Here is a 12,461-nt window from a genome sequence, read left to right as displayed (position 1 = left end):
AGATATGACATGAAGGTCGCAATTTCACAATTTGCAGCCAGTCCCACGATTGCTGAGAACACCGCGCATATTGTCGCCGATGCTCACCGCGCAGCGGCCGAAGGAGCGACGCTCATGGTCTGCCCCGAGGCGGCGATGATCCGGCTTCCAGACAAACACGAATCATTGGTTGGACGAGTCGAAGATCCAGACGGAAGTTTCGGAAGCGCGCTGGCGAAAGCTTCATCTGAGACCGGAGTGACAATCGTCGCCGGTGCGTTTACCCCTGGAGACGAGACTAAGGTAAAGAACACGCTATTCGTCGCGTCCGGGGGCGAAATCGTTGCCACCTATGACAAGATCCATCTTTATGATGCCTTTTCCGACAAGGAGTCGGACAAGGTGATCGCCGGCCCTGTCGAGCCGGTCACCATTGATGTCGACGGTGTGCGGATCGGTTTGGCAACCTGTTATGACTTGCGATTTCCTGAGATTTTCCGAGTTTTGGCGGATAAGGGAAGTCTGCTGGTGACGGTTCCCACGGCATGGGTCAAAGGTGCTCTCAAAGAAGAGCATTGGTTGACCCTGCTAAGAGCAAGAGCCATCGAGAACAGCTTCTTCATCGTCGGCAGCGGGGAAGCCGGAGAACGTTCCATTGGTCGTTCCGCCGCCTTTGACCCGATGGGCCTGCAATTAACCGACTTGGGTACAGGGAACTCCTTCGGGACGGTGGACATCGATATCGATCTCGTCTCCCGCACTCGTTCGCTCAATCCTGGTCTTCATAACCGCAGGTTCGAAGTGATCCCACGGAGACAAGATGCCTGAGGCGAATGAAGTGTCGGAACTTGAACCTCTGCTGAAGGTGGACGATCTCTCAGTTAGCTTCGAGATGTCAGGTAAGGGGTCGGCAGCCGTCGACAACGTGTCGTACGCGATCAAGCGAGGTGAGGTACTCGCGATCGTCGGCGAATCCGGTTCCGGAAAGTCGGTGTCCTCGATGGCTATTCTGGGTCTGCTTCCTCCCAATGCTCGGGTGCACGGGAGAATTGAGTTCGACGGAGTGAACCTTCTCGAACTCAGTTCCGACCAATTGCGACAGCTGCGTGGCCGGAAGATCGCGATGATCTTTCAGGAACCGATGACCGCGCTGGACCCGGTGTACACGATCGGCGAACAGATCGTTGAGGCCATTCGTGCTCACAGTCGAATGAGTAAGAACGACGCCCAGCGCCGAGCGCTCGAACTTCTTCATCTGGTGCGGCTTCCCGAACCCGAGCGTCGGATCCATCACTATCCTCACCAACTATCTGGTGGTCAGTTGCAACGAATAGTCATTGCTATGGCAGTCAGTTGCGATCCGGATCTACTCATCGCGGACGAGCCGACTACCGCGCTCGATGTCACTGTGCAGGCCGAAATCCTTGAACTGCTCCGAGATCTCGGCGCAAGGTTGAACGCATCGGTTCTGTTCATTACCCACGATATGGGTGTGGTCGCCGACCTTGCGGATCGCGTGATTGTCATGCGCGACGGACGAATTGTGGAGGAGGCGTTGGTGGGGGACCTCTTTGGTGCTCCGAAAGCGGAATACACTCAGAACCTCCTCAGGTCAGTACCTCACTTAGGAAAAGGTCAACATGAGGAAACATCTCAATCTGCAGACGTAAGCAGCTCCGCAGAAGCGTCCCCAGAATCGAGTGTGTTGCGTTTCGACAAGGTCGAGATCACCTACCCTGGCAGAGCGGGAGCCGAAGACTTCAAAGCTGTCGAGGATGTCTCGATCGATGTGATGCAAGGTGAAGTCGTCGGATTGGTCGGTGAATCAGGCTCCGGAAAGTCCACACTCGGCCGTTGTGCCATGGGGTTGCTGAAGCCAAGTTCCGGGAGCGTGTCGGTGTGCGGAACTGATATCACCTCATTGTCTTCACGGAAGCTCAGGCCAAAACGACGTGAGTTCAGCATGGTCTTCCAAGATCCTGCTTCGTCGCTGAACCCGAGACAGACTCTTGGAGAAATCGTCGCGAAACCGTTGAAGCTGCACAAGCAAATGAGCTCAGTGGAGATTCGTCGACGGGTGGAGGAAATGCTTGAAAGAGTCCGGGTTCCCAGCTCATGGGTGGAACGGTACCCACACGAGCTGTCGGGTGGGCAACGCCAACGCATCGGCATCGCCCGGGCTCTCATCCTCTCGCCACGTCTGCTCATTGCGGACGAGCCGACTTCAGCACTCGATGTTTCGGTACAGGCGACGGTTCTCGATCTCTTCAAAGAACTGCAGAATGAACTCGGGTTCTCGTGTCTGTTCATCACTCATGACCTTGGCGTAGTGGAAGAACTCGCCGACCGCATCGCGGTACTCAGAGCCGGTCGTCTGGTTGAATTCGGAAGCGCGTCGGATGTCCTTAACCGGTCCGAGCATGAGTACACCCGTCGACTTGTGCTGTCTGCGCCAGTACCGGACCCGGTAGCACAGAAGAAGAGGAGACAAGAGTTTGCTGAGGTGAACTCGCGATAACAGCGAGTTCATTCTAGGGCTTAGAATCTATCAAGACTAGCTGCGAGATGACGGGAATGAAGGGAGAACCTGGTGGAGGCAAAGAGGCCGCTGGCGCGTTCGCTTGCATTCGACTGGGTCCGAAATGCCATCGTTTCTGGTGTGTACCACGGTCATGATTACATCGAGGAATCGACGGTATGCGAAGCTGTCGGTGTCTCTCGGACTCCGGTGCGAGAGGCTTTCAACCAACTCGCGGCAGAGAAGTACATCACTCTTACCCCTCGCCATGGAGCACAGGTCAGAGGCATCGGGGCCCAAGAACTTCTCGAGGTCTATGAAGTGCGCCGACTGATTGAAGGGCGAAGTATTGAACTACTTTGCGAGACCAAGATTTCGGTGACTGACGAAGCCCTATCCGCGTTGGAAGACCGGTTGCGAACTACTGCTGCCCAACATGAGTCGCCTCTCGACCCAGAACTGCGAGTAGCTGCTTCTCAGACGGATTGGATGTTCCACTATTCAATCGTCAGCGCCGCAGGAAACTCGGTTCTGTCTGAGACTTATGAGTTTCTCAGATCGAGGCAACAACGGGTGAGCATCGAGACCGGGATGCGTTTTCCAGACCTCATAAGGAAGTACGACGAGCACCACGTCGCAATGATAGATGCGTGGCGCAGTTTCGACGAAGGTGAGTTCAAACGGATTCTCTCTGAGCATCTTCGACCGGCTGAGCGTATCCTCGCCTCGCTGGATGAAGGCTGATCGACCAAGCTCGAGAGAATGGTGTGGCACGAGCACCACAACTGGGATTCAGATCAACTGTCAACTAGCCCTGCCGATACCCCAGCTTCACCGAGATTTCCCTCGCCGCAGACTTCATCACCGGAACCAACGCCTGCATCCGATCCTTCGGCATGAACGGACGCGTCGCCGACAGCGAGATGCCGGCGACGATCTCCCCGCTGCCGTCCCGGATTGGTGCAGCCACGCACCGTATGCCTGGTTCATTCTCTTCCAGGTCGAACGAGGCTCCATCGCGCGTATAGCCGTTCATCCGTTTGACGAACGACTCCACCGCCGCTGAATCTGCCTCAGGATTCTCCGCAATGAACAGCCGCTCCCACCGATCCTCCTGTCCCAGCAACAACGCCTTCCCGACGCCAGTCCGGGTCAAGGGCATCCGGTGGCCGATGCGCGACCGCATCTCCGCCCCACGCGTGCCCGGAATCTTGTGGAGGTAGAGCACCGACTCTCCATCCTCGACCGAGAGATGGATGGTGTCCTGCGTCCGTTCGGCCAGAGCCTCGAGACTTTCTCTGGCGACCACCGGCAGCGGGTCTTGGTTGAGAGCGGTAAACCCATACTCGATGAGAGTGGGTCCCAGCCGAAATTCCCCAGGCGACCCATGACGCAGATAGCCCATCTGCACCAACAGCTGAATCATGCGGTGCGCACTCGACCTGCCGAGACCCGTCGTATCGACTACGGCTTTCAAAGTCGTCGAGCCATGTGCCACCGCGCTGATGATCTGCAGTCCTCTCGCCAGGGTCTGCGTGCCCTGGGGGATGGGTTCACTCGAGCGTGTGGCAAGGTTCTCGGTCATTCCACCAGTATGTCACTAATCCCACATATAGGGACATTGGTGGCACAAGGTGGAACGACTCTCCATAGTGACTTCTATGGCAAAACTGGCACCACCCGAGGCCCCGCAGATGATCGGCCTCGACTGGGGGACAAGCTCACTACGAGCGTTCCTCATCGGCAACGGCGGAGAGATCCTCGCCGAACGTAAGGGACCGGACGGGATCATGGCCGTCGGTCCCGATTCCACCGACCCGCGCGCCGACTTCTCCCGCATCGCACAATCCACCATCGGTGACTGGCTCGCAGAATTCGGCCAACTCCCGGTCCTGGCCAGCGGCATGATCGGTTCAACCCAAGGAATCGCCGAGGCGGGCTACCTCGACCTGCCGACCGATCTGGGAGATCTCGGCAAGCACCTCACGACAGTTGAACTCGACACCTTCGACCTCCGCATCGTCCCCGGCCTGCAGAAGACCGCGAGCGAGAATGAGGCTCCCGATGTCATCCGCGGTGAAGAGACCCAGCTGCTCGGACTGCTCACTCCCGAACTCACAGAACAGCGCACGGTTGTCCTGCCTGGTACCCACACCAAATGGGTGGCCTGTGAAGGAACCCGTGTCACTGACTTCTCCACCTCGATGAGCGGCGAAATCTTCGGCCTGCTGAGCTCCTCATCGATCCTCGCTCGATTGGCTGAACCCACCGAGGACTTTCACCTCGAGGCCTTTGACTGGGGAAATCAGATCGGTGCTGATGACCCCGCCGCCCTCACTTCGTCGCTCTTCTCCGCCCGCACCTGGGCCCTCGACGGGCGCCTGCTCGCCGATGAGGTCAACGACTACCTGTCAGGAATGCTCATCGGCTCGGAGGTCGCCAGCCAGCTGACACCGAACACGGAATCCGCGGAGCCCATCATCATCTGCGGATCGACAAACCTCACCCACCGCTACTCACGCGCACTCAACCGACTGGGCCGGGAAACTGTCGTCGCGGATCCACGCGCGGCAGCCACCGGACTCTTCCGCATCGCTGAACACTCCGGCCTCGTGCCGATTAAGGAGAACTCCCATGCCTGACTCAGTTCCCGCCGGCCTCATCGGCATCCTCCGCGGGGTCCGCTCCGACGAAGTCCTCGACATCGCCGAAGGCATCGTCGACGCAGGTTTCTCCGCCATCGAGGTGCCACTCAACTCGCCCGACCCACTCGCCTCGATTACAGCGCTGGTCGAGCAGTTCGGAGACACAGTGGAGATCGGAGCCGGCACGGTGCTCACCGCCGACCAGGTCCACGAGTGCGAACAGGCCGGTGCCCGCATCATCGTCGCCCCCGACACCGACCGCGACGTCATCACGACCGCACTCGAGCTTGGGCTCACCCCATACCCAGGTGCAGCGACCCCGACCGAAGCGTTCGCCGCAGTCAAAGCCGGCGCCACCAAGGTGAAGCTCTTCCCATCCTCGGCGGTGGGTATCGGCGGAATGAAAGCTTGGCGCGAAGTTCTTCCCAGCGGCACCGAACTCTTCCCCGTCGGGGGAGTCGGCGCCGACAATGCAGCCGAGTGGCGAATGGCTGGCGCAGCCGGCCTGGGACTCGGCTCCTCCCTTTATCGCCGAGGCGACCGCTCCGACGACGTCCGCACCCGGGCCCAAGCGATCGCCTCGGCGTGGGCTCAATCCTTCTGACATCAACGACGATCACCGAACGAAAGGTAAGAACAATGAAGATCACGTCGATGACGACGTTTACCGTGCCGCCGAGGTGGCTGTTCCTCAAGATCGAAACCGATGAGGGGATCGTCGGTTGGGGAGAGCCGATCATCGAGGGCAAGGCCGCCACCGTGGCCGCCGCCGTCGACGAGCTCTCCGACCTGCTCATCGGCAAGGATCCTGCGAACATCGAGGACCTGTGGACGATCATGTACCGCGGTGGCTTCTACCGTGGCGGGCCGATTCTCATGAGCGCGATCTCCGGCATCGATCAGGCGCTGTGGGACATCAAGGGCAAGGCGCTTGGCGAGCCGGTTCATCAGCTGCTCGGCGGAAAGGTCCGCGACCGGATCCGCACGTATTCATGGATCGGCGGTGACCGTCCCGGCGATACGGCGGCGGCTGCGCTGGAGACGAAGAACCGCGGCTTCACTGCCGTGAAGATGAACGCGACCGAGGAGCTGCAGTTCATCGACTCCTACACCAAGGTCGATCAGGTCCTCGAGAACGTCCAGGCGGTTCGCGAAACCACGGGTGCTCACTTCGGCATCGGCATCGACTTCCACGGACGCGTGCACAAACCAATGGCGAAGGTCCTCATCAAGGAACTCGAGCCGTATCGACTCCTCTTCATCGAAGAACCCGTGCTGTCCGAACACTTCGGTTCGCTGCGAGACGTCATGGCGAACACGCCGACGCCGATCGCACTGGGGGAGCGACTGTTCTCCCGGTGGGACTTCCGCGAAGTCATCGCCTCCGGTGCCGTGGACATCATCCAGCCCGATGTTTCCCACGCCGGTGGCATCACCGAGACGCGGAAGATCGCGATGATGGCCGAAGCCTACGATGTGGCTCTCGCGCTGCACTGCCCGCTGGGCCCAATTGCGCTTGCCGCCTGCCTACAGGTCGACGCTGGCAGCTACAACGCCTTCATTCAGGAGCAGAGCCTGGGCATCCACTACAACACGAGCAACGATCTGCTCGACTACGTCACCGATGCCTCGGTCTTCGACTACGACGACGGCATGATCACGATCCCGACCGGACCTGGCCTGGGCATCGAGGTCAACGAGGAATACGTCATCGAACGCTCGGCTGAGGGCCACCGGTGGCGCAACCCGATCTGGCGACACGCCGACGGCTCCTTCGCGGAATGGTGAGGAGAGAATAATGACGAAGCTCGACAATCTAGCGGTCACCAAGCCGACCCGAATCCGCTACATCATCGCGGTTCTCCTTTTCATCACCGTCGTCATCAACTACATGGACCGGGCGAACCTGTCCATCGCGATGCCGGCGCTGTCTCAGGAATTCGATCTCACCACGGGGCAGCAGGGGCTGCTGCTCTCGGCGTTCGGTTGGACCTACGCTGCGATGCAGCTGCCTGGTGGATGGCTCGTCGATCGAGTCCGACCGCGAGTGCTCTATGCGTCGTGCCTCGTGCTGTGGTCGCTCGCAACTCTATTCATGGGAATGTCTGGAGGCTTCGTCGCACTCATCATTCTGCGGCTCATGGTCGGCGGCTTTGAAGCACCCGCGTACCCGATCAACAACAAGGTCGCGACCGCCTGGTTCCCGGAGCGTGAGCGTGGTCGAGTCATCGCCTTCTATACGTCCGGTCAGTTCATTGGCTTAGCGCTGCTCACTCCGGTGCTCTCCTGGCTGCAGACGGTGCTCACCTGGCACTGGGTGTTCATCCTCACCGGTGTCGTCGGCATCATCTGGGCCGCGATCTGGTGGTTCGTCTACCGGGAGCCGCGTGACAAGGCCGGCGTCAATCAGGCCGAGATCGACCTCATCGCCTCAGGCGGGGGACTCGTCGATGTCGCGAGCGGGGTGAAGAAGGAGGCAAAGCCGAAGCTCAAATGGTCCGACGTCAAGGTCGTACTGACTCGTCGGAAACTGTGGGGCATCTACCTCGGCCAGTTCTGTCTGACCTCGACCTTGTGGTTCTTCCTTACTTGGTTCCCGACCTACCTCGTCGACTACCGAGGAATGGACTACATCGAGTCGGGCTTCATGGCCTCGTTGCCATTTATCGCCGCCCTAGTTGGGGTGCTTCTTTCCGGAACGGTTTCGGACCTCATGGTTAAGAAGGGCCTGTCTCTGGGTATGGCACGGAAGTTGCCGATCATCATCGGGATGGCAATGACCGTGTTCATGCTCGGTGCGAACTACACGGATTCGTCAGCTTGGGTCATCGTGTTCATGTCGATTGCGTTCTTCGGCAACGGTTTCGCGTCGATCACTTGGTCACTGGTGTCTGCGTTGGCACCAGAACGACTGCTGGGCCTGACCGGAGGAATGTTCAACTTCATCGGCAACCTCTCGTCAATCGCGACACCGATCGTCATCGGCTTCCTCGTCACCGACATCGACTTCGCTCCTGCGTTCGTCTACATGGCTGCAGTCACGATCGTCGGCGTGCTGTCGTACGTGTTCCTCGTCGGCACGGTAAAGCGGGTGTCGGAATAGGACCAGCTCATGTCTACGTGGAGGGACACAGCTTCAAGACGCTTTTGGAGCAGTTTCGAGGACGCCCAACGAGGCCAACTATCCTACTTTATAAAGGGGCGATACGGGCGTCTCATGACTAGTAATGTGCACCTAGTCTGCTTGCTCGGTCACGAGACAAAAGATCGAGAATCAACTTATCCGCCGACGAGCAGAATCCTCAACAGGACGGGCTGAGGCTCTCATTTCGCAGACGAGACGACTCATATGCCTACAGATACGAGGCACCCGGGGAGGGTCCGAGTGTACCCATTCCAACCGATCACGAGATCGCAAGGTGGAAATAACTGTGGGCAGAGAAGTCGGGCTTCAACGCCATCACAAAGTGAGTTAAGGCGAAACCGTAAGATCACACGAAGGCATCTTGCCAGCTAACCAAGCCACTAAGCGAGAAACTCCTACAATACGCGCATCGACCAGGCAAAAGCCTGGTCGACACTTGGAGCTTCGAGACGCCCGGCTCCCTGCGCCAGTGTGTGAGTCTTAAAGACTATTGCGTCGTGGCTGCATCGCCTAGTATACCATTTGGGCAATTTTGAGTTGCAGGCGCTGATGGTAGTCATCGCTAGCGTTCCAAGCGAACAGCGATGGCTGCAGTTTGCTCTTCATCAGAGCCTTCACCTTTCCCCCCGAAAGACCAGTGGCTTCCTTCACTTCCGTCTCAGACAGCCCTGGCATTGCAGCCAGGCTCATTCGCAGAATGACCCTGGCTGCATTGAACTTACGGTCTGATGCTCCTAGATCAACAAGTGCTCTTGCTCGTTTAAGCAAGCTTGTCTTGAGTGGGCTACGTTCAGTCCTCTCGCCATACCTCCGCAAGAATGTGAGTACTCCGAACGCGTCTAGCTCATCAGGTTCAACGCCCCTTCGGCTCAGAATCTCTAAGAGTTGGCTTTCGGCGACGTTCGGGTTCAGGTAGATCAAACAGTCAGCAAGCAGTAGGGTATGCACACCAAACTCAGCTTCATCTCGGACAGCAGTCAACTGGGCCTCTATTTCCCGCAACGCCTTGTCCTTAAATGATTGAATCTGAAGGGGACCGAGGTGATTGTCTTCCAATTCCTTCAAGGCACCGACTATGAGTCGAGTGACCTTAATGCTATGAGAGACTGACTGCGCTCCCGCGTATATAAACATAGCTGTGTCCAGGTTTGAAACGAGGTAGCTGACCAACGCAGTTTGAGCGGAAGCGAGCTTCTTCGCGTCGCCTTCTGCGCGGACTAAGTCCATGTACTTCCGATACTTCTTGGTTGTCGCAGACACTCTCCTTCCAACCTCGTATAAGTACGAGTTAGCAATGTCTCCGGGCTCGAGCTCTGTGTTAATCAACGTGGCTTTATAGTCGAGAATCGCCTTACTGCTCGAGAAATAAAGATTTGCATTCGGATTTTCGGCTTCAAGATTGATGGTGCAATCTGTGCGACGCTCGAGGCTCTCTCGAATTCTGAGTTTTGCGACGGAGACATGCGAGTGGAGAGGAGTGTCAAATTCGCGCTGTTTGTGATCATTGAGGTGCAACCGAAACTCGCTCAACTGGCTCGCCAGCAGTTCCTCGACTCGCTGGCTATTCTTAGCATCCGAGAGGAAAATGAAATAGTCGTCAACGTAACGCATTATCTCGTAATCACGGCCAGTCCTCATGCCTTCTTTAGCCAGCAGCAGCCGCTCGACCCGTACGTCAACTTCCTGCAGGATGATCTCTGCAAAAATACGCGAGAACTCCGGACCAATGATGATCCCACTGGTTTCCGCGTAATTCAAATACTGCATGTATCGGTCAAACTTGGCGCCAAAAGTTGCATCGACTCTGCCCTCGCTGTGGAATTCTTTGCTCGCCCGAACGCCATTCGTGACCCACGAAACAGTATGTGTATAGATGCTGTCGAAGCATTTAGACACGTCAGCTCGCACCAGTCTTGGATATTTTCGTTCACACGCCCGAAACTCAGGAGATGAGTAAAAACGGTTAATGTTGTTGTAGCGTCGGTACGAGAAGAACGAGGTGACATGCTCGTATTCCAGGTCGTATTGTTCAAATCCGTATGCCTCATTGTCCCTACGATGAGCGAACTCAGAGTCTCTCTTGGTATAGAGGCGAGCGACTCTCTGCGGGTAACGAATCGAGAAGCTACTTCTATTTGTGTAATAAAGGATTGAGTCGCGGTACTTGCTAATGAAATACGCCATCGCAAGCATCGACTGCGGGTGGGGCAAAGCTAAATTGCGGTTCTTTCCGTTATTTCGCTTGGCACGATATTTGTATGGATGACGTAGGTCATACGCGGCTCCCTTTTGTGATTTTAAGTCGAAGAAAATATAGTCACCCTGGCATGCTCCTCCTCCGAATGACATGCCGTCGAACACGAGCTCAAGCCAGTACTTTTCGGCCTTCCCGAATCGGTTCTTGGAAACTCTGAACTTATGCTCGTCGAGCCAGGCGAATTTGATCTTGCGTAAAAATGCATACAACATAGACGTGTTGAAAGGGAGTGGCACTTCATAGGGTAGCATTTCTGAGGTTAGAGCCCTAAGTGGATCGCGCCTTACTGTTTCATGCTTCATAAGAACCCTTTCCAAATCTGAATAACTCGTTGTGCTTTTCGCTGACTGAATCTATAGAAAGGTTTCTGAGTGAACATCTCCTGAAACGAAATGGCTTTAATTTTCTTTCTCAGATGCTCAGACATCTTGTTCGAATGATCCCTCCTGAATTTCTCCAGCGCGGCGTCAAGTTCTGTTAACTCCGTCGCATCAGTGTCCAAGGCGCTGTTCGAGAAGAAGAGTCCAATTGCCACATTATCTTTCGAGTTCAACAGTTTGGTATTGCCAGCCAGATAGCGCAACCGATCCATCAACAGGCCATCGTGGCCGTGATTGGGACGTGCTGCGTCGGGCGAGGAACTCAGCCACGACTGAAAGGTCAATTCCAAGCGCTTCATTCTGCGCTGATGGCGGCGTTCAGTAAGGCCAGTCGTCAGCTTCCCACGGGTTCGGGTGAACCTGTATCCCAGATACTGCAACGCGCTACCCGCCGGATAGTCGCCGTTCTCGTCAGTAACGATTGCAACAGTCTTCGCAAGATTCTGTGTCAAGGAGAGTTTGCGAAATTGCATCTCGATTTCGGCCTTTACAATATCCAGCGCTGCCTCATCCGTTAAGACGAGGACCATGTCGTCGACGTATCGTGCGTAGAACAGCACGCCGGGGATGGCCTTCATGACGCGGTCAAACTCATGAAGATAGAAATCAGCGAGATGGGAACTCATGCCTACACCTTGTGGAATTCCCGTACGTGTGCCGTTGATTTTTGCAAATTCATCGAGTAGCTGAGATACAAGAGCCAAGCTCACTGTGTCGAGTCGCTTCAAAGAGCCAAGTCGTGCTATTAGCTTATCGTGCGGAATTGATCCGAAAAACGACGTGATGTCAATCCGATAGATGGCATGCGAGTACTTCTTTCCAAGGGCCTCCTTGAGCGAACGCACTATTCCATTGCGGCTCTGCATCTCGGCGGCACGGAGACCTCGAATGACGGCAGCTGCTTGCTTTGCAGGGAAGGCAACTTCCAACGTGTCTCTGATTCGATAGGTCTGCCGATCTCCGAGCTTTACTGCTTGAGTGAGGCCAAAGGTGAAACTGCCGTCCCATAAGGCCTGTTCGAACTGGATTAACGCTTCATGTAGCGCGTCTTCAAGAGCTTCGTCGCGGTATTGGCGCAACTTTTTGCGATCCGAATGGAATCGGTCGCGGGCAAGAAGCCTGGCGGGGCTGTCCAGGCTGAGGGAGGTCACCTCATTTTTGTATTGGTCTCGTCTGAGCCGAAGGGCAACAACAGCGTCTTTTACTGCCGGTACGGAACGTGTTAGGTTCTCACCACGGCGTGACTCTCGTTCCGCAAGGGCCTTGAAACTCCGAACTGAATAAGGTGTAATCGCCATTGGACTGCACAGCCTCCCTCTAAAGCATGCGAGAGAGCACGCTCCACTAATTGTACTTTCGCAATTTCCGAATTTTCCGGTGGCACTTCTCCTACAGCTCCATGTAGCAGTTGTATGTTGTGTCAATACATCGAAGAGAGTCGTCACCAAACATAGTCGATTTGCTCAACTGTATATTGCGCACTAGTTGAGTGTTTCACGACTCTCATCGGTCACAAGCCGTCCATCGCCTTGTCATG

The 12,461-nt window shown here is 56.3% G+C and carries 10 protein-coding genes; 7 read left to right on the top strand and 3 right to left on the bottom strand.

All coding sequences use genetic code 11. The annotated features are described in order from the left end of the window. Positions 1-9 precede the first annotated feature (9 nt). The 3 genes from AC3CD9_RS07880 to AC3CD9_RS07870 all read left to right on the top strand — a co-directional run bounded on the left by AC3CD9_RS07880 (position 10) and on the right by AC3CD9_RS07870 (position 3,241). Positions 10-807 (top strand): carbon-nitrogen hydrolase family protein, encoded by a 798-nt coding sequence (locus AC3CD9_RS07880; protein ID WP_488367119.1) that lies wholly within the window; start codon positions 10-12, stop codon positions 805-807. Next, a complete protein-coding gene (locus AC3CD9_RS07875; RefSeq protein WP_488367118.1) occupies positions 800-2,497 on the top strand; it encodes an ABC transporter ATP-binding protein in 1,698 nt (565 codons plus the stop codon). Before AC3CD9_RS07880 ends, AC3CD9_RS07875 begins: the two co-directional genes overlap by 8 nt. 72 nt (positions 2,498-2,569) lie before the next feature. After that, positions 2,570-3,241, top strand: coding sequence for a GntR family transcriptional regulator (locus AC3CD9_RS07870; protein WP_410711320.1), 672 nt, complete (start codon positions 2,570-2,572; stop codon positions 3,239-3,241). A gap of 64 nt (positions 3,242-3,305) precedes the next feature. Here the strand turns inward: AC3CD9_RS07870 and AC3CD9_RS07865 are convergent, their stop codons facing one another. Continuing rightward, positions 3,306-4,082 carry an IclR family transcriptional regulator gene (locus AC3CD9_RS07865; protein ID WP_488367117.1) on the bottom strand — a complete coding sequence of 259 codons (777 nt, stop codon included), beginning with the start codon at positions 4,080-4,082 and terminating at the stop codon, positions 3,306-3,308. A 76-nt stretch (positions 4,083-4,158) separates the two neighbouring features. Here AC3CD9_RS07865 and AC3CD9_RS07860 point away from each other — a divergent pair, with 76 nt between their 5' ends. The 4 genes from AC3CD9_RS07860 to AC3CD9_RS07845 are packed head-to-tail and all read left to right on the top strand — an operon-like array spanning position 4,159 to position 8,245. Beyond that, positions 4,159-5,139, top strand: coding sequence for a 2-dehydro-3-deoxygalactonokinase (locus AC3CD9_RS07860; RefSeq protein WP_488367116.1), 981 nt, complete (start codon positions 4,159-4,161; stop codon positions 5,137-5,139). Beyond that, entirely contained in the window at positions 5,132-5,746 is a 615-nt protein-coding gene (locus AC3CD9_RS07855) for a 2-dehydro-3-deoxy-6-phosphogalactonate aldolase (RefSeq protein WP_488367115.1), read from the top strand. The genes AC3CD9_RS07860 and AC3CD9_RS07855 overlap by 8 nt, the downstream gene beginning before the upstream one ends. Positions 5,747-5,781: 35 nt before the next feature. Continuing rightward, the gene (gene dgoD, locus AC3CD9_RS07850) at positions 5,782-6,930 is read left to right on the top strand and encodes a galactonate dehydratase (protein ID WP_488367114.1); all 1,149 of its coding nucleotides are present in this window, start codon (positions 5,782-5,784) and stop codon (positions 6,928-6,930) included. Between the two features lie 10 nt (positions 6,931-6,940). Continuing rightward, entirely contained in the window at positions 6,941-8,245 is a 1,305-nt protein-coding gene (locus tag AC3CD9_RS07845; protein WP_488367113.1) for an MFS transporter, read from the top strand. Positions 8,246-8,797: 552 nt separating this feature from the next. Here the strand turns inward: AC3CD9_RS07845 and drt3b are convergent. Continuing rightward, positions 8,798-10,846 carry an antiviral reverse transcriptase Drt3b gene (gene drt3b / locus AC3CD9_RS07840; protein WP_488367112.1) on the bottom strand — a complete coding sequence of 683 codons (2,049 nt, stop codon included), beginning with the start codon at positions 10,844-10,846 and terminating at the stop codon, positions 8,798-8,800. Further along, entirely contained in the window at positions 10,843-12,222 is a 1,380-nt protein-coding gene (gene drt3a, locus AC3CD9_RS07835) for an antiviral reverse transcriptase Drt3a (protein ID WP_488367111.1), read from the bottom strand. The genes drt3b and drt3a overlap by 4 nt, the downstream gene beginning before the upstream one ends. Positions 12,223-12,461 lie beyond the last annotated feature (239 nt).

The organism is Brevibacterium sp. MGP-B1 (genome assembly GCF_057766545.1).
Note: the sequence above shows the minus strand (reverse complement) of the source record. Positions and strands in the feature narration are given on the sequence as shown.